The sequence below is a fragment of the Fusobacteria bacterium ZRK30 genome (assembly GCA_024628785.1).
In the GTDB taxonomy this organism is placed as follows: Bacteria; Fusobacteriota; Fusobacteriia; order Fusobacteriales; family Fusobacteriaceae; genus Psychrilyobacter.
This window is the reverse complement of record CP102405.1, coordinates 603,175-623,090: the sequence shown is the minus strand read 5'-3', so window position 1 is coordinate 623,090 and position 19,916 is coordinate 603,175. Positions and strand designations below refer to the sequence as shown.

Below are 19,916 nucleotides of genomic sequence, written 5' to 3'. Positions count from 1 at the left end.
ATTTTTATCTATTTTTTACAATATATACATAAAACTATTATAAATTTGTTACATCTGATATCATTTTTTCCAATATCATTTCAAAACTATAACCTTTTAGTTCTCCTAATTTAGGCAGTAAGCTTGTAGTAGTCATTCCAGGACTGGTATTCACCTCTAAAAAATACAACCCGTCTTTAGACAGAATAAAGTCACTTCTGCTCATTCCTCTAAGGTTTAATATATCGTGTACTTTAGAAGCAATCTCCATAGCTTCCTCATAGTAATTTTCCTCTATTATGGCAGGAACTTCATATATAGTTTTTCCGACTGTATATTTTGACTCAAAATCATAGGTTCCTGAATTAGGTATTATCTTTACTACACCTAATTTTTCTCCATTTAAGATTCCAGCTGTCAGCTCCTCTCCAGCAACAAATTCCTCTATCACCAGATCTATTCCTTTTAATTTTTCTACTGCCTTTTCTGCTTCCTCTGAGTTTTGACAGATGTAGAGTCCTACACTAGACCCCTCTTTAGAAGGTTTTATAACTATTGGATATTTTTTTATATCATCTATACTAGTATACTTCATTGGTGTTTTAATTCCAAAATCATCTACAATTATTTTAGTTAAAATTTTATCCATCGATACAGCACTGGCTGTTACACCTGATCCTGTATATGGCTTTTTTAAAATATCTAAGACTGCCTGTACCCTTCCATCTTCACCAAACTCACCATGTAAAGCTATATATGCTAAGTCATATTCATTTTCCATAAGTGCAGTCAAATAATTTTCTTCCACTAGATCTATCTTAAAGGCGTCATATCCCAGGTTTAGAAGCCCCTGCAATATAGCTCCTCCACTCATCAGTGATATCTCTCTTTCTGAGGAGACCCCCCCCATCAATACTGCTATTCTCATACTTTTCTCCTAGTCTTCAATAATTACGATCTCTTCCTCTAGTTCAATCCCTGAATCTAGTTTTACTTTTTCCTTCACTATCCTGATTATCTCAATAACATCATTATATTTAGCGTTTCCGTGATTTTCCAAAAAATTAGGATGAACATTGGAAACCTGCATATCCCCTACTCTGTGGCCTTGTACCCCTGCAGCTATTATCAGTTTAGCAGAAAAATGTCCCTCAGGGTTTTTAAAAGTACTTCCCAGATTAGGCATATTCAAAGGATGTCTGGCCTCTCTTTTCCCCTTTAGTTCCAAAACTCTTTCTTTATCAAATCCCATTTCAAATTTAAACACAGCACTTATAACTATCCAGTTTTTTTTCTGAATCTCTGTATTTCTATAAGTCACATAGATCTCTGATTTCTTTATTTTTCTAATTTCAAAATTTTCATCTACGATCTCGACCTCTTCTATATGGTCAAAAACTTCAGAACCATAGGCTCCTCCATTCATATAGATCAGGCCTCCTACACTTCCAGGAATCCCGGCTAAATTTTCCAATCCTGAATAATTTTTTTCTTCTATAAACTCAATCAGATCATCAAAGTTTAATCCTGATTCCACATAGACTCTTCCATCTCCTAAATCCTCTATCTTATTTAATTTATTTAAACTTATAAAAGATATATCCATATCTCTATCCGGAATCAATGTATTGGTTCCATTACCTATAAGAAAAGTTTTTTCTCTGGTTTTTAAAACTTCAACCAATTCCTCTTTTTTATCTATTACTATCAACTCTTTAGCTGTTCCACCAATTTTCATATTAGAATATTCTCTCATATGATGGTATTTATATATTTTCATCTTACCTCCAACTTTTCAACTACCTCATATGCCATCTGGGATATAGTTCCAGCTCCCATAAAGATATAGGTCCTGTCTTCAGTTTTTATTTCTTTCAATATTTCTTCCACAGTAGTTAAAATCTTTGCATCTCCAGAAGTATAAATATCAGCAGCCAACTCCTTCAAGGTAATCCCATATATATCTTCCTCTCCTGCAGAATATACAGGAAGTAAGATTACCTCATCTGCCAGATCAAAACACCCTCTAAATTCTTCATATAAAAATTTTACTCTGCTATATCTATGAGGTTGGAAGATAGCTGTAATTTTTTTAGTTTCTATTTTTTTAGCACCTTCCAATGTAGCTCTTATCTCAGTGGGGTGATGTGCATAATCATCTATGATCCTTGTGTCTCCATCTAAAAGAATATCATACCTTCTCTTGGCACCCTTAAATTTTTCCAGTCTGATCTTTATCTCCTCTAGAGATACTCCCAGAGTATAAGCCAGATATATTACTCCTAAACTATTGGAAATATTATGACTTCCAGGTACAGATAATCTGAATTCTCCCAGAAGTTTCCCATCTAAGATCACATCGTAAACACTCTTCCCGTCCATTATTCTGATATTATCTGCATATATCCCAGCTTTTTTCTCAATACTATAGGTCAATATTTTATCTTTAGATCCCAATATATTTTCTGATTCCAAGCAGTCTATATTCAGCAGAGTAAGCTTTTTAGTCTGCTCATAAAATTGTATGAATGATTTCTTTATATTTTCAAAACTACCATGATTTTCTAAATGATCCGCCTCTATATTGGTTATGATGGAGTATTCCGGCAGTAGGTATAAAAATGAATTATCACTTTCATCTGCTTCTGCTACCAAAAATTCTCCTGTCCCACAATGAGCGTTGGAATTTATCTCTGGTAAGATCCCTCCTACTACAATAGATGGATCCAGTGGCAGCATTACAGCTCCCAGCATAGAACTGGTAGTAGTTTTTCCATGGGTCCCGGCTACAGCTATCCCGGCTTTTTCATTGAATAACCTAGCCAAAAGTTCTCCTCTTTTTATAACTTCTATTCCATTTTCCATAGCGTATTTATATTCTGGGTTACTCTCCTTAATAGCACTTGATCTCACTACCAGGTCAATTCCTTCTACATTTTTTGAATCATGTTTATAATGAATTTTAACTCCTAAACTTTCGAGTTCTATACTTACATCTTTTTTAGCCTGGTCTGACCCGCTCACACAGTATCCGCTCTTAGCCATTATCTTAGCTAATCCACTCATACCTATACCATTTATTCCTATAAAAAATACTTTTTTCATCTATTTATTCCCCCAAATCTCTAAAGCATCCACTATTTTTTCTGCTGAATTTCCTTTTTTCATTCTTTTTAATGCCGCTTTCATCTCTGTTAATTCGTGTTCATTTTTCAACAATTCCAAAGCCATTCTAACAGCATTTTGGGCTTCTCCATCTTTATAGATTAAACTAGCCTTGTTCTCTGAAAGGATCTTAGTATTCTCAAACTGTCCAACTTCACGAAGCTGGTATGGTATTAATATCGATGGTTTTCCCAGCTCTATCAATTCTGAGATTGTCAACGCTCCCGACCTGCATAACACCAAGTCAGCAGCACACATTATATTGGCCATATTTTCAAAATATGGTTTTATCTGATCTGTTAATTTATATTTAGATAATTTAGACATAACCTCTTCGTAATTTTTTTCCCCGGTAGCCCAATATATCCTTGTATTTTTTTCCTTTAAAAATGAATCCCATTCTTTAATCAATGCTTCATTTATACTTCTGGCTCCTAAACTTCCACCCATAATAAGGATCATCTTTTCATGATCTTCTAATTTTATCTTCTCTCTTTCAGTATGAGGATTTAAGGTATAAAATTCCTTTCTAAGGGGGTTTCCTGTAACCTGTAGTCTAGACTGATATTTTGAAGGCAGTTCGTCATAGGTTAGATCAAAGGCTAAAAACATCTTTTTACTAAACCTATAAAATATCTTATTAGCCAGCCCTAAGGTAACGTTTTGCTCCTGCAGATATATAGGAATTCTTAAAATTATTGCACCTAACAGGGTGGGGATAGATATATAGTTTCCAAACCCAATCACTGCATCGGGTTTTTCCTTCCTTAATATCGATATAGCTTTTTTTGTAGCTTTTAAGACTTTTATTATTGATTTAAAATTTCTTAGAGGTAAAACATCTAAGCCTATGAATTTATGTCCTGCATTTGGAACGATCTCTTTTTCCATCCTATGGCTGGTCCCTATAAAAAGCAGGTCTATATTTTTCTTTCTCAATTCATGTGCTACTGCCAAGGCAGGGTAGATATGTCCTCCTGTTCCTCCTGCTGTTAAAATTATTTTTTTCATATATATCTCCCTGACGGTTTTCAACCATCGTCTAATTAATCATTATTAATTCTCTTCTTTAAATTTTTCTAAAACCAATTTTTTGAACACCTTTCCCCTCTCTTCAAAACTTTTAAATTGGTCAAAGCTGGAGGTAGCCGGGGACAGAAGAACTGTCAGATTTTTTTTTAAATCCATATTTTTTATTTTTTTCTCCAGTGCAATCATTACTTTTTCCAGAGTTTCTAAATTATAAATATCCTCCTTAGGATAGTTTACCGCCAATAATTCCTTCTCTAGTTTAGGAGCTAATTCTCCTATTAAATATACTTCTTTTACACTTTCCTTAATTTCCTCAATGAGGGGTGTTAATTCCAGGTTTTTATCACACCCGCCACATATGAGAATTGGTTCTTCAAAAGCTCCTATGGCCTTCATTGTAGACTCTAAATTAGTTCCTTTGGAGTCATTTATAAATTTTACAGCATTATTTTGATTTTTATAGGTATAAAAATCCTCCATTCTATGCTCCAAACTGTCGGTATTTTCTAAAAAATTTGTTATAACATTATTATCTATACCAATTAATTTTGCTGCTCCTACAACAAATAACATATTCTGTAAGTTATGTTTCCCTTTTAATGAAAAATTATCTATACCTGTTACCTTTTCACCTTTAAAATAGAGGTTATCTTCAGATACACAGATATCAGCATTTTCTTCTAGAGATAGATTTAAAATCTTTCCATCAACCCTATCTAATCTTTTCATTATCTCCAGGTCATCTATATTTACTATAAATTTTTCCTTTGAACTCTGATTCATTCCTACGTTGAATTTTGTATCGTAGTATTCATCTGCGTCCCTGTACCTGTTCAAATGATCGGGAGCAAGGTTGATTATCATAGCTATATCAGCTTTAAATTCATATAAATTTTCCAGCTGGTAGGAGCTCAGTTCTAAAACTATATATTCATATTTATTTTTCTTTAAAACAGCTTCTGAATATGGAGTTCCTATATTTCCCGCTGCTATACTACTAATTCCTGCTGCATTCAATAATCCGGCTAACTTACTTGTTGTTGTGGTCTTTCCATTAGTTCCTGTAATAGCTATAATTTTTGTCTCAGAAGTTTTTTTCATATAGTTATATGATACCTCTATCTCATCCACTATTTTAATACCTTTTTTTTTCGCTTTTTCTATTAGATCGTTATAGGGTATTCCCGGACTTTTTACAAACAGGTCTACCTCTTCTAAATAAGCTACCGCATCTGTAGACGAAACACCTATTTTGTCATCTACAAGTACTGTTTCCCATTTGATCTCTTCAAATAATCTCATTACACTTTTACCGCTGACTCCAGCTCCATATATCATAGCTTTTTTCATCTTATTACCACCTTTATTTCACTTAAAATTAGAAATTGTAAATTTAGCCTCTATTTCATCATAAAGAACAGAGAATATGAAGTTATAGGAAATTCCCCGTAAAACTTCTATTTCTCTATCCTTTCTGATCAATATTTTCTTATCTTAATTTTAGTATTATCAAACTTCCTATACCACACAATAATCCTATTATCCAAAATCTAATAGTTACCTTAGTTTCTGCTAAACCTTGTAATTCAAAGTGGTGATGGATAGGAGCCATCCTAAATATCCTTTTTTTCCTCATCTTATATGAACCTACTTGTAATATTACAGATACTGCTTCTACTACAAATACAAAACCAATTAAAAGAAACAGTAGTTCCTGTCTCAAAAATATTGTAACTACCCCTAATAATCCACCTAACATCAGAGAACCTGTATCTCCCATAAATATTTCAGCTGGATAGAAATTGAACCATAAAAATCCTAACCCTGCTCCTATTAAACCGGTTAAAAATACGGTGATTTCCCCTGTTCCTGCTATATAGTAAAGATCAAAATGCTGACTTAACTCTATATGCCCTGTAAAGTACGCTATCAGCCCTAGAATAGACGCTGCTATAATTACCGGCATTATCACTAGCCCATCCAATCCATCTGTTATATTTACAGCATTTGAGCTTCCTATCAATACCAAGAGTATCCACCCTAGTAGTGGAACTGCTCCTATATACAGATAGTTCTTTGAAAATGGATTCATTATTCCAAAATCTAACTCCGTTTCCGATATTCCAAATTTAATTATAAACAACCAAGTCAGGATTGCTATTAACGCCTGTCCAATCATCTTTTTTCTACCTGACAAACCTTTTTTACAGATTGTTAACTTTCTATAATCATCTAGGAAACCTATCCCACTGAATAAAAGCATGCACAGAAGCAACATCAAATTAAATTTATTGGTCAGATTTCCCACAATTAAATTAGTTATTGTTGCAGAGAAGACTATCAAGACTCCTCCCATTGTAGGAGTCCCAGTCTTTGTAAAATGTGTTTCCGGCCCTACATCCTTTGCTTCGTCTCCTATTTTTTCCTTCCTTAAATAAGCTATAAATGGTTTTCCTAAGATCATCACAATCATAAGTGATATGGCAAACCCCAGGAAACCTCTCAAATAAATCGATTTTAAATACGTTAAACTTTCATACTTTTCCGCCAAATAATATAACATCTACCAATCTCCTAATCTAAAATTTTATTCAAACAAATACCATTCGAAGCCTTTAAAAATACTGCAGCCTCATCTTTTACCAACTTTATTCTGTCTCTTATTTCTTCCACAGTCTCAAAATAAAAACATTTTTTATGGTCCAATTTTATATATAAATTCTTCATCTCTTTTCCCACTAAATAGACCTCATCTAAATCTAAATTTTCTATAGTTTCAGACAACTCTTCATGAAGCTTACCACTTTCTTTTCCTAATTCCAGCATATCCCCTAATACAGCCACCTTGTAATCACCTTTAAAAATTTCATCAAAAGTTTCTAAGGATACTTTCATAGCTATCGGACTGGCATTATAAGCATCATTTATAAAAATTTTTCCATCTTTTTCAACTCTTTCAAATCGCATCCCTGTCAGCTTCAGATCTTTGCAGGCATCTAAAATTTCTTCCTTGGATACTCCCATCTTTAGAGCTACTGTCATAGCTAAGGCTATATTGATAGAGTTATACTCCCCATATAGGTTCGTTTGCACTTCCATCACCTCACCTGAAAAAGATAGTTTAAATTCTCCGCCTTTTTTATCCTGGCAAAATTCCTTTATAATGTAACTATTACTTTCATTTTTCCCTACTCTTATAGCTTCTGCACCTTTAAAATAAGGATCATCTCCATAAACCACTCTAAATTCTGGTTTTACAAATTCAAAAATCTCTGTTTTTGCTTTAAAAACATTATTTCTATTTTCTAAAAACTCTAAGTGAGAATCCCCTATATTGGTCACTACAGCATAATCCGGAGCGGCTATCTCTCCTAATCGTCTTATCTCACCTAAGTTACTCATTCCCATCTCTAAAGCTATAAACTTGTCATCTTCCTCTAGCTGTAGGAGGGTCAGTGGCAGACCTATATGATTGTTGTAGTTCCCCTGAGTCTTCTTCCCCTTGTATCTTTTCGATAAGATAGAATAGAGGATATCCTTTGTAGAAGTCTTTCCTTCACTCCCAGTAATTCCTACAACTGTTACATCCAAACTTTCCCTGTATTTTTTAGCTAATTCCTGTAAGAATAAGATACTATTTTCTACATAGACTGCTCTCTCATCCTCTATTTTAATATTTATATCATCATAAAACACCAAACAAGCACCTTTTTCCAATACATCTTCAACATATTTATTTCCAGACCTTATTCCGATAAAAATATCATTTTTTTTTACCTTCCTGCTATCTATAAGAATTTCTCCTATTTCAATCCCTTTAAGATGTTTTTTATTTGGAAACATTTCGTTAAAAAACTTTAATCTATGCATACTTATATATCTCCTTATTATAACAATTTTTACCCTTTAACTCAATCATTCTTACGGTGAGTTTTTGACTCTCTATCCAGTTCCTTTGCAAATTCATACAGATTTTCGTGGACTTCACAAGAGTTTTTTACTTTTTTCTCCTCTTCTAATCCATGACCTGTTCTTACCAGGATAGATCTCATTCCTAAGTTTTCCCCTGCTTTTATATCACTTACCTTATCCCCTACCATAATTGAAGACGAAAAATCTATATTTAAGTCTTTTTGTGCCTCTAAAAACATCCCGGGTTCAGGTTTTCTGCAGTTACAATTTAATTTATATTCACCTATCCCCTTTTCTGGGTGGTGCGGGCAATAATAAAATCCATCTATATGCCCTCCTATCTTTTCAACTTCTTTTTGAAGATAATCATGCAAAGTTTTCACACTATTTTCATCATAATAACCTCTGGCTACCCCAGACTGATTTGTCACTACCACAACTAAATAACCTAGATCATTGAATATTTTTATCGCTTCCCTCGCTCCATCTATAAATTCAAACTCTTCTACTTTATGAAGATAATCTTTTTCAACGTTTATATTTCCATCTCTATCCAAAAAAACACACTTTTTCACAAGAATCCTCCCATTATAATTTTCATCCCTTATATTATATAAAATTTTTGCACTTTATAACAGATTTTATTTAAAAAATAGACATTTCTTCTATAATTTTCATATTTTTGTATCTACTTTTTTTAATACTCATAAAAATATAACAAAAAAAGCCATCAAAATTAATTGATGACTCTGTATTTACATTAGCTATGGTGCGCCACACAGGGTTTGAACCTGTGACAACTCGATTAAAAGTCGAGTGCTCTACCAGCTGAGCTAGTGGCGCATATTTTTACAAAAAATAAAAAAGACTTGGCAAGTTCCTATCCTCCCAAGGGGCTGCCCCCTAAGTACTTTCGGCGTTTACGGACTTAACTTCTGGGTTCGGAATGTGACCAGGTGTACCCCCGTAGCTTTTCTTACCAAGCTTACTTTCTTATTGAATATTGTTAAACATTCAAAACTATATAATAATGTTTCATAAATTAACTTTCTAAAAATCATTTACTTTAGGTAAAGTGTTCGTCATATTAGTATTGGTCAGCTAAAGACTTCACAGCCCTTACACCCCCAACCTATCAACCTCCTAGTCTCGAAGGTGACTTATCAATGATAGAATACTTATCTCTGAGTTGGCTTCCCGCTTAGATGCTTTCAGCGGTTATCCATTCCAAACGTGACTACCCAGCTATGCCATTGGCATGACAACTGGTACATTAGAGGTTTGTCCATCCCGGTCCTCTCGTACTAAGGACAGATCTCATCAATATTCTTACGCCTACAGTGGATAGGGACCGAACTGTCTCACGACGTTCTGAACCCAGCTCACGTACCGCTTTAATGGGCGAACAGCCCAACCCTTGGGACCTTCTCCAGCCCCAGGATGCGATGAGCCGACATCGAGGTGCCAAACTTTGCCGTCGATATGGACTCTCGGGCAAAATCAGCCTGTTATCCCCGGGGTAGCTTTTATCCGTTGAGCGATGGCCCTTCCATTCGGAACCACCGGATCACTATGTCCTGCTTTCGCACCTGCTCGATGTGTCTATCTCACAGTCAAGCTCCCTTATGCCATTGCACTCTTCGGTTGATTTCCATCCAACCTGAGGGAACCTTTGAACGCCTCCGTTACTCTTTCGGAGGCGACCGCCCCAGTCAAACTACCCACCTAGCACTGTCTCCATGATTACACATCACAGATTAGAATCAAAATGTTATATGGTTGGTATTCCACCAGCGACTCATATACAGCTAGCGCCATATAATCACAGTCTCCCAACTATCCTATACACATAACATCTCAACCCAATACCAAGCTATAGTAAAGCTCCACGGGGTCTTTCCGTCCTACTGTAGGTAACCGGTATCTTCACCGGTAGTACAATTTCACCAGGCCTCCCGCCAAGACAGCATTCGAGTCATTACACCATTCGTGCAGGTCGGAACTTACCCGACAAGGAATTTCGCTACCTTAGGACCGTTATAGTTACGGCCGCCGTTCACCGGGGCTTCAATTTGAGTCGCTAAACCCTCCTCTTAACCTTCCGGCACTGGGCAGGTGTCAGCCCATATACATCGCCTTTCAGCTTAGCATAGACCTGTGTTTTTGCTAAACAGTTGCTCGAATCTCTTCACTGCGGCCATCAAAAGCTCAAAATCGCGTGTATTTATCACCTTTAATGGCACCCCTTCTCCCGAAGTTACGGGGCCATTTTGCAGAGTTCCTTAGCGAGAGTTAGCCTGTACGCCTTAGATTTCTCATCCTAACCACCTGTGTCGGTTTACGGTACGGGCACTATAATTCTCAATAGAAGCTTTTCTCGGCAGCGTGGGATTTGTACCTTCGTGTTCATTACAAACACTCCGCATCACACCTCAGATCTAAAACCGTGGATTTTCCTGCGGTTCCATCCTACATGCTTACACAGACATATCCAACAGTCTGCGCACATACCCTTCTGCGTCCCTCCATCTCTCAAACAAATTACAGTGGCGCAGTAATATTAAACTGCTTTCCATTCGCCTACGCAATCTAGCCTCGGCTTAGGTCCCGGCTTACCCAGAGAAGACAAGCTTTACTCTGGAAACCTTGGTTTTCCGGCGAGAGGGATTCTCACCCTCTTTCTCGCTACTCATTCCTGCATTCTCACTTCCGATACCTCCAGATTGGGTTACCCCTTATCCTTCAACGGCCTACGGAACGCTCTCCTACCAGTCTACACATAGTGTATACTCCACAACTTCGGTTTATATCTTAGCCCCGTTACATTGTCGGCGCAGAGACTCTCGACCAGTGAGCTATTACGCACTCTTTAAATGTATGGCTGCTTCTAAGCCAACATCCTGGTTGTTTCAGAATCTCCACCTCCTTTCCCACTTAGATATAATTTGGGACCTTAGTTGGTGGTCTGGGCTGTTTCCCTTTTGACCATGGATCTTAGTACCCATAGTCTCACTCCTGATCTCTTGAAATATGGTATTCGGAGTTTGATTGATTTCGCTAAGCAATATGCCCGCTAGACCATTCAGTGCTCTACCCCCATATTTAAACAATCAAGGCTGCACCTAAATGCATTTCGGAGAGAACGAGCTATCTCCTGGTTCGATTGGCTTTTCACCCCTATACCTACCTCATCCCCCGGCTTTTCAACGACGGTGGGTTCAGACCTCCACTGTGTCTTACCACAGCTTCATCTTGGACAGGCATAGATCACCAGGTTTCGCGTCTACAACCAACGACTAATTCGCCCTATTCAGACTCGGTTTCCCTTCGGCTCCGTTATACTTAACCTCGCCATTGATCGTAACTCGCAGGATCATTCTCCAAAAGGCACGCCATCACACGCCCGAAGGCTCTGCTCTGACCGCTTGTAAGCACACGGTTTCAGGTTCTATTTCACTCCCCTCCCGGGGTTCTTTTCACCTTTCCCTCACGGTACTATTCACTATCGGTTAGTAAGAGTATTTAGCCTTACGAGATATGGTCCTCGCTGATTCACACAGGGTTTCTCGTGTCCCGTGCTACTTGGGATTACAGTGACTTGCTAACATAAGTTCCCTATACAGGACTATCACCTTCTACGGTTGAACTTTCCAGTTCATTCTAGTACCTTTGTTAGTCAAGCGCATACCTTGCAGTTCTGCCGCTCTGTATCCCACTACCCCCAACAAGCAACGCCTGCATGCTATCACACTTGTTCGGTTTGGGCTCTTCCCCGTTCGCTCGCCGCTACTTAGGGAATCGTTTTTACTTTCTCTTCCTCGGATTACTTAGATGTTTCAGTTCATCCGGTTCCCGTTTCCACACTAGTTCTTCAAACTAGTAGGTTTACCCATTCGGAAATCTAAGACTATTACGCTCAATTGCAGCTTGTCTTAGCTTATCGCAGCTTATCACGTCCTTCATCGGCTCTTACTACCAAGGCATTCTCCGTGCGCCCTTAATTTCTTAACCTATTATTAAAATAGAATTTTAATATTTTTTGCTTAATTTGTTTTTAGAATTTTTGAAATCTAATTATCGTTCAGTTATTTCTAACTCTTCGTTAATTATTGTTACACTCTCGTGTAACTGAAGATCTAATAAAATTGTTAATTTATTATTTCATTACTATATAGTTTTCAATGTCCAACTGGTATTTTCTCTCAAAAAAGAGAACATTACCAAATAAATAGAGAAAGAGCAGTATAAATATTCTTTATGTAATACCATTTGCATGGTCTCATAAAGTGCTCCTTAGAAAGGAGGTGATCCATCCGCACCTTCCGGTACGGATACCTTGTTACGACTTCACCCCAATCGCTAATCACACCTTAGGAACATCCCTCCATAAATGGTTAGGCCTGCTACTTTAGGTGCAACCAACTCTCGTGGTGTGACGGGCGGTGTGTACAAGACCCGAGAACGTATTCACCGCGACATTGCTGATTCGCGATTACTAGCGATTCCAACTTCACGCAGTCGAGTTGCAGACGCGATCCGAACTAAGATTGGCTTTCTGAGATTTGCTCCACGTCGCCGTATTGCTGCTCTCTGTACCAACCATTGTAGCACGTGTGTAGCCCAGCACATAAGGGGCATGATGACTTGACGTCATCCCCACCTTCCTCCTGCTCGTCGCAGGCAGTCTCGCATGAGTCCCCAACTTAATGATGGTAACATACGATAGGGGTTGCGCTCGTTGCGGGACTTAACCCAACATCTCACGACACGAGCTGACGACAGCCATGCACCACCTGTATCAACGTTCCACCGAAGCGGCACCAAGTCATCTCTGACGAGTTCGTTGTATGTCAAGTGCTGGTAAGGTTCCTCGCGTTGCGTCGAATTAAACCACATGCTCCACCGCTTGTGCGGGTCCCCGTCAATTCCTTTGAGTTTCACACTTGCGTGCGTACTCCCCAGGCGGTTCACTTATCGCGTTAGCTTCGGCACAGAGGTTCGACCCCCTACACCCAGTGAACATCGTTTACGGCGTGGACTACCAGGGTATCTAATCCTGTTCGCTCCCCACGCTTTCGAGCTTTAGCGTCAGTATCTGTCCAGTGAGCTGTCTTCACTATCGGCATTCCTACAAATATCTACGAATTTCACCTCTACACTTGTAGTTCCGCCCACCTCTCCAGTACTCTAGCCTGCCAGTTTCAAACGCAATACGGAGTTGAGCCCCGCATTTTCACATCTGACTTAACAAGCCGCCTAGACTCGCTTTACGCCCAATAATTCCGGATAACGCTTGCGACATACGTATTACCGCGGCTGCTGGCACGTATTTAGCCGTCGCTTCTTCTGGTGGTACCGTCACTTTCTTCTTCCCACCTGAAAGCACTTTACAATCCGAAGACCTTCATCGTGCACACAGAATTGCTGGATCAGACTTTTGGTCCATTGTCCAATATTCCCCACTGCTGCCTCCCGTAGGAGTAAGGGCCGTGTCTCAGTCCCCTTGTGGCCGTTCACCCTCTCAGGCCGGCTATCCATCGTCGGCTTGGTAGGCCATTACCCTACCAACTACCTAATGGAACGCAAAGTTCTCCTCCAGCGCATATAGCTTTCATAAGTTCTTGATGCCAAGATCTCATAATATCCGGTATTAGCTAACCTTTCGATTAGTTGTCCCAGTCTGAAGGGCAAATTCTTTACGCGTTACTCACCCGTCCGCCACCGTACTATCTTCCGAAGAAGAATTCCAGTCGACTTGCATGTGTTAAGCATTCTGTCAGCGTTCATCCTGAGCCAGGATCAAACTCTACATTCAAATTTATATCCTAACTTCATAAATGAAGTTTAGCTATCTATTAAAAGATAATTATTTTTATAGTGGTTCATTCCACTGTACACCTTAATCGATTGTTTGAAAACAAAGTTTCAAACGACAATTGAGTTTTTAATTTACACTTTCTTTCTCTATTTAATTGCTAATGTCCTGTTATTCGTCTCGCTTCAAGTCGCTTTCGCTTTCCCTCGCGGACAAGAAGAAGTATACCGCGTTTACAACTTTTCGTCAACACTTTTTTTGTTTTTTTATTGAATTTTTTTTTAACATTCCCCAAAATAGGCATCCAAACACGAACACCCTCTATTTACACTTATTTTTATTGACTTGCAGCCGATAAAACACATACGTTATCGCCTCTAAAAAACATTAAAAAAATTTAAATTCCTCCCCCAAGTTAATAACTGAAACGTTATTTTATTTACACAGGATCTTTCACCTAACAAAGAGCAAATAGAAAATTAAAGGTTTTTATCAAGTTCTTTTCTCTCTTTAATACAAATAAACATTAGTTTTTTATGAAAAATAATCAAAATATTTTATGGTGCAGGTGTTTCAAAGGTAGATCCAGAGAATTTTTTTTCTTTATTTTTGATCATATACATAAAAAAAGCCATCAAAATTAATTGATGACTCCGATATTTATATTGGTTATGGTGCGCCACACAGGGTTTGAACCTGTGACAACTCGATTAAAAGTCGAGTGCTCTACCAGCTGAGCTAGTGGCGCATATTTTTACAAAAAATAAAAAAGACTTGGCAAGTTCCTATCCTCCCAAGGGGCTGCCCCCTAAGTACTTTCGGCGTTTACGGACTTAACTTCTGGGTTCGGAATGTGACCAGGTGTACCCCCGTAGCTTTTCTTACCAAGCTTACTTTCTTATTGAATATTGTTAAACATTCAAAACTATATAATAATGTTTCATAAATTAACTTTCTAAAAATCATTTACTTTAGGTAAAGTGTTCGTCATATTAGTATTGGTCAGCTAAAGACTTCACAGCCCTTACACCCCCAACCTATCAACCTCCTAGTCTCGAAGGTGACTTATCAATGATAGAATACTTATCTCTGAGTTGGCTTCCCGCTTAGATGCTTTCAGCGGTTATCCATTCCAAACGTGACTACCCAGCTATGCCATTGGCATGACAACTGGTACATTAGAGGTTTGTCCATCCCGGTCCTCTCGTACTAAGGACAGATCTCATCAATATTCTTACGCCTACAGTGGATAGGGACCGAACTGTCTCACGACGTTCTGAACCCAGCTCACGTACCGCTTTAATGGGCGAACAGCCCAACCCTTGGGACCTTCTCCAGCCCCAGGATGCGATGAGCCGACATCGAGGTGCCAAACTTTGCCGTCGATATGGACTCTCGGGCAAAATCAGCCTGTTATCCCCGGGGTAGCTTTTATCCGTTGAGCGATGGCCCTTCCATTCGGAACCACCGGATCACTATGTCCTGCTTTCGCACCTGCTCGATGTGTCTATCTCACAGTCAAGCTCCCTTATGCCATTGCACTCTTCGGTTGATTTCCATCCAACCTGAGGGAACCTTTGAACGCCTCCGTTACTCTTTCGGAGGCGACCGCCCCAGTCAAACTACCCACCTAGCACTGTCTCCATGATTACACATCACAGATTAGAATCAAAATGTTATATGGTTGGTATTCCACCAGCGACTCATATACAGCTAGCGCCATATAATCACAGTCTCCCAACTATCCTATACACATAACATCTCAACCCAATACCAAGCTATAGTAAAGCTCCACGGGGTCTTTCCGTCCTACTGTAGGTAACCGGTATCTTCACCGGTAGTACAATTTCACCAGGCCTCCCGCCAAGACAGCATTCGAGTCATTACACCATTCGTGCAGGTCGGAACTTACCCGACAAGGAATTTCGCTACCTTAGGACCGTTATAGTTACGGCCGCCGTTCACCGGGGCTTCAATTTGAGTCGCTAAACCCTCCTCTTAACCTTCCGGCACTGGGCAGGTGTCAGCCCATATACATCGCCTTTCAGCTTAGCATAGACCTGTGTTTTTGCTAAACAGTTGCTCGAATCTCTTCACTGCGGCCATCAAAAGCTCAAAATCGCGTGTATTTATCACCTTTAATGGCACCCCTTCTCCCGAAGTTACGGGGCCATTTTGCAGAGTTCCTTAGCGAGAGTTAGCCTGTACGCCTTAGATTTCTCATCCTAACCACCTGTGTCGGTTTACGGTACGGGCACTATAATTCTCAATAGAAGCTTTTCTCGGCAGCGTGGGATTTGTACCTTCGTGTTCATTACAAACACTCCGCATCACACCTCAGATCTAAAACCGTGGATTTTCCTGCGGTTCCATCCTACATGCTTACACAGACATATCCAACAGTCTGCGCACATACCCTTCTGCGTCCCTCCATCTCTCAAACAAATTACAGTGGCGCAGTAATATTAAACTGCTTTCCATTCGCCTACGCAATCTAGCCTCGGCTTAGGTCCCGGCTTACCCAGAGAAGACAAGCTTTACTCTGGAAACCTTGGTTTTCCGGCGAGAGGGATTCTCACCCTCTTTCTCGCTACTCATTCCTGCATTCTCACTTCCGATACCTCCAGATTGGGTTACCCCTTATCCTTCAACGGCCTACGGAACGCTCTCCTACCAGTCTACACATAGTGTATACTCCACAACTTCGGTTTATATCTTAGCCCCGTTACATTGTCGGCGCAGAGACTCTCGACCAGTGAGCTATTACGCACTCTTTAAATGTATGGCTGCTTCTAAGCCAACATCCTGGTTGTTTCAGAATCTCCACCTCCTTTCCCACTTAGATATAATTTGGGACCTTAGTTGGTGGTCTGGGCTGTTTCCCTTTTGACCATGGATCTTAGTACCCATAGTCTCACTCCTGATCTCTTGAAATATGGTATTCGGAGTTTGATTGATTTCGCTAAGCAATATGCCCGCTAGACCATTCAGTGCTCTACCCCCATATTTAAACAATCAAGGCTGCACCTAAATGCATTTCGGAGAGAACGAGCTATCTCCTGGTTCGATTGGCTTTTCACCCCTATACCTACCTCATCCCCCGGCTTTTCAACGACGGTGGGTTCAGACCTCCACTGTGTCTTACCACAGCTTCATCTTGGACAGGCATAGATCACCAGGTTTCGCGTCTACAACCAACGACTAATTCGCCCTATTCAGACTCGGTTTCCCTTCGGCTCCGTTATACTTAACCTCGCCATTGATCGTAACTCGCAGGATCATTCTCCAAAAGGCACGCCATCACACGCCCGAAGGCTCTGCTCTGACCGCTTGTAAGCACACGGTTTCAGGTTCTATTTCACTCCCCTCCCGGGGTTCTTTTCACCTTTCCCTCACGGTACTATTCACTATCGGTTAGTAAGAGTATTTAGCCTTACGAGATATGGTCCTCGCTGATTCACACAGGGTTTCTCGTGTCCCGTGCTACTTGGGATTACAGTGACTTGCTAACATAAGTTCCCTATACAGGACTATCACCTTCTACGGTTGAACTTTCCAGTTCATTCTAGTACCTTTGTTAGTCAAGCGCATACCTTGCAGTTCTGCCGCTCTGTATCCCACTACCCCCAACAAGCAACGCCTGCATGCTATCACACTTGTTCGGTTTGGGCTCTTCCCCGTTCGCTCGCCGCTACTTAGGGAATCGTTTTTACTTTCTCTCCTCGGATTACTTAGATGTTTCAGTTCATCCGGTTCCCGTTTCCACACTAGTTCTTCAAACTAGTAGGTTTACCCATTCGGAAATCTAAGACTATTACGCTCAATTGCAGCTTGTCTTAGCTTATCGCAGCTTATCACGTCCTTCATCGGCTCTTACTACCAAGGCATTCTCCGTGCGCCCTTAATTTCTTAACCTATTATTAAAATAGAATTTTAATATTTTTTGCTTAATTTGTTTTTAGAATTTTTGAAATCTAATTATCGTTCAGTTATTTCTAACTCTTCGTTAATTATTGTTACACTCTCGTGTAACTGAAGATCTAATAAAATTGTTAATTTATTATTTCATTACTATATAGTTTTCAATGTCCAACTGGTATTTTCTCTCAAAAAAGAGAACATTACCAAATAAATAGAGAAAGAGCAGTATAAATATTCTTTATGTAATACCATTTGCATGGTCTCATAAAGTGCTCCTTAGAAAGGAGGTGATCCATCCGCACCTTCCGGTACGGATACCTTGTTACGACTTCACCCCAATCGCTAATCACACCTTAGGAACATCCCTCCATAAATGGTTAGGCCTGCTACTTTAGGTGCAACCAACTCTCGTGGTGTGACGGGCGGTGTGTACAAGACCCGAGAACGTATTCACCGCGACATTGCTGATTCGCGATTACTAGCGATTCCAACTTCACGCAGTCGAGTTGCAGACTGCGATCCGAACTAAGATTGGCTTTCTGAGATTTGCTCCACGTCGCCGTATTGCTGCTCTCTGTACCAACCATTGTAGCACGTGTGTAGCCCAGCACATAAGGGGCATGATGACTTGACGTCATCCCCACCTTCCTCCTGCTCGTCGCAGGCAGTCTCGCATGAGTCCCCAACTTAATGATGGTAACATACGATAGGGGTTGCGCTCGTTGCGGGACTTAACCCAACATCTCACGACACGAGCTGACGACAGCCATGCACCACCTGTATCAACGTTCCACCGAAGCGGCACCAAGTCATCTCTGACGAGTTCGTTGTATGTCAAGTGCTGGTAAGGTTCCTCGCGTTGCGTCGAATTAAACCACATGCTCCACCGCTTGTGCGGGTCCCCGTCAATTCCTTTGAGTTTCACACTTGCGTGCGTACTCCCCAGGCGGTTCACTTATCGCGTTAGCTTCGGCACAGAGGTTCGACCCCCTACACCCAGTGAACATCGTTTACGGCGTGGACTACCAGGGTATCTAATCCTGTTCGCTCCCCACGCTTTCGAGCTTTAGCGTCAGTATCTGTCCAGTGAGCTGTCTTCACTATCGGCATTCCTACAAATATCTACGAATTTCACCTCTACACTTGTAGTTCCGCCCACCTCTCCAGTACTCTAGCCTGCCAGTTTCAAACGCAATACGGAGTTGAGCCCCGCATTTTCACATCTGACTTAACAAGCCGCCTAGACTCGCTTTACGCCCAATAATTCCGGATAACGCTTGCGACATACGTATTACCGCGGCTGCTGGCACGTATTTAGCCGTCGCTTCTTCTGGTGGTACCGTCACTTTCTTCTTCCCACCTGAAAGCACTTTACAATCCGAAGACCTTCATCGTGCACACAGAATTGCTGGATCAGACTTTTGGTCCATTGTCCAATATTCCCCACTGCTGCCTCCCGTAGGAGTAAGGGCCGTGTCTCAGTCCCCTTGTGGCCGTTCACCCTCTCAGGCCGGCTATCCATCGTCGGCTTGGTAGGCCATTACCCTACCAACTACCTAATGGAACGCAAAGTTCTCCTCCAGCGCATATAGCTTTCATAAGTTCTTGATGCCAAGATCTCATAATATCCGGTATTAGCTAACCTTTCGATTAGTTGTCCCAGTCTGAAGGGCAAATTCTTTACGCGTTACTCACCCGTCCGCCACCGTACTATCTTCCGAAGAAGAATTCCAGTCGACTTGCATGTGTTAAGCATTCTGTCAGCGTTCATCCTGAGCCAGGATCAAACTCTACATTCAAATTTATATCCTAACTTCATAAATGAAGTTTAGCTATCTATTAAAAGATAATTATTTTTATAGTGGTTCATTCCACTGTACACCTTAATCGATTGTTTGAAAACAAAGTTTCAAACGACAATTGAGTTTTTAATTTACACTTTCTTTCTCTATTTAATTGCTAATGTCCTGTTGTTTGTCTCGCTTCAAGTCACTTTCGCTTTCCCTCGCGGACAAGAAGAAGTATACCGCGTTTACAACTTTTCGTCAACACTTTTTTTGTTTTTTTATCGTGTTCTTCCCAAAACATTTTT

Annotated in this window: 8 protein-coding genes, 2 tRNA genes and 6 rRNA genes; all 16 read right to left on the bottom strand. The window is 40.0% G+C overall.

The annotated features are described in order from the left end of the window. Positions 1–37: 37 nt before the first annotated feature. The 16 genes from NRK67_08065 to NRK67_07990 all read right to left on the bottom strand — a co-directional run bounded on the left by NRK67_08065 (position 38) and on the right by NRK67_07990 (position 19,623). A complete protein-coding gene (locus NRK67_08065) occupies positions 38–907 on the bottom strand; it encodes a D-alanine--D-alanine ligase (protein UUV19380.1) in 870 nt (289 codons plus the stop codon). A 9-nt stretch (positions 908–916) separates the two neighbouring features. Next, positions 917–1,759 carry a UDP-N-acetylmuramate dehydrogenase gene (murB, locus tag NRK67_08060; protein UUV19379.1) on the bottom strand — a complete coding sequence of 281 codons (843 nt, stop codon included), beginning with the start codon at positions 1,757–1,759 and terminating at the stop codon, positions 917–919. Continuing rightward, on the bottom strand, positions 1,756–3,084 hold the full coding sequence (gene murC, locus NRK67_08055; GenBank protein ID UUV19378.1) for a UDP-N-acetylmuramate--L-alanine ligase: 1,329 nt from the start codon (positions 3,082–3,084) through the stop codon (positions 1,756–1,758). The genes murB and murC overlap by 4 nt, the downstream gene beginning before the upstream one ends. After that, the gene (murG, locus tag NRK67_08050) at positions 3,085–4,155 is read right to left on the bottom strand and encodes an undecaprenyldiphospho-muramoylpentapeptide beta-N-acetylglucosaminyltransferase (protein UUV19377.1); all 1,071 of its coding nucleotides are present in this window, start codon (positions 4,153–4,155) and stop codon (positions 3,085–3,087) included. Positions 4,156–4,200: 45 nt separating this feature from the next. After that, on the bottom strand, positions 4,201–5,526 hold the full coding sequence (gene murD / locus NRK67_08045) for a UDP-N-acetylmuramoyl-L-alanine--D-glutamate ligase (GenBank protein UUV19376.1): 1,326 nt from the start codon (positions 5,524–5,526) through the stop codon (positions 4,201–4,203). 139 nt (positions 5,527–5,665) lie between these two features. After that, positions 5,666–6,739 (bottom strand): phospho-N-acetylmuramoyl-pentapeptide-transferase, encoded by a 1,074-nt coding sequence (mraY, locus tag NRK67_08040; GenBank protein ID UUV19375.1) that lies wholly within the window; start codon positions 6,737–6,739, stop codon positions 5,666–5,668. Between the two features lie 11 nt (positions 6,740–6,750). Beyond that, entirely contained in the window at positions 6,751–8,046 is a 1,296-nt protein-coding gene (locus NRK67_08035) for a UDP-N-acetylmuramoyl-tripeptide--D-alanyl-D-alanine ligase (GenBank protein ID UUV19374.1), read from the bottom strand. A gap of 41 nt (positions 8,047–8,087) precedes the next feature. Beyond that, complete coding sequence (gene gmhB / locus NRK67_08030; protein ID UUV19373.1) at positions 8,088–8,663, bottom strand: D-glycero-beta-D-manno-heptose 1,7-bisphosphate 7-phosphatase; 576 nt, start codon at positions 8,661–8,663, stop codon at positions 8,088–8,090. A 192-nt stretch (positions 8,664–8,855) separates the two neighbouring features. Continuing rightward, positions 8,856–8,931 (bottom strand) — tRNA-Lys (locus tag NRK67_08025). A 24-nt stretch (positions 8,932–8,955) separates the two neighbouring features. Further along, a 5S ribosomal RNA gene (rrf, locus tag NRK67_08020) occupies positions 8,956–9,072 on the bottom strand. An 83-nt stretch (positions 9,073–9,155) separates the two neighbouring features. Continuing rightward, positions 9,156–12,099 (bottom strand): 23S ribosomal RNA (locus NRK67_08015). Between the two features lie 286 nt (positions 12,100–12,385). After that, positions 12,386–13,903 (bottom strand): 16S ribosomal RNA (locus NRK67_08010). Positions 13,904–14,575: 672 nt separating this feature from the next. Then, positions 14,576–14,651, bottom strand: a tRNA-Lys gene (locus NRK67_08005). A 24-nt stretch (positions 14,652–14,675) separates the two neighbouring features. Next, positions 14,676–14,792: ribosomal RNA gene (gene rrf / locus NRK67_08000) — 5S ribosomal RNA — on the bottom strand. A gap of 83 nt (positions 14,793–14,875) precedes the next feature. Next, a 23S ribosomal RNA gene (locus NRK67_07995) occupies positions 14,876–17,818 on the bottom strand. A gap of 286 nt (positions 17,819–18,104) precedes the next feature. After that, positions 18,105–19,623 (bottom strand): 16S ribosomal RNA (locus NRK67_07990). The 16S, 23S and 5S rRNA genes sit together here with 2 tRNA genes alongside, the layout of an rRNA operon. Positions 19,624–19,916: the final 293 nt, after the last annotated feature.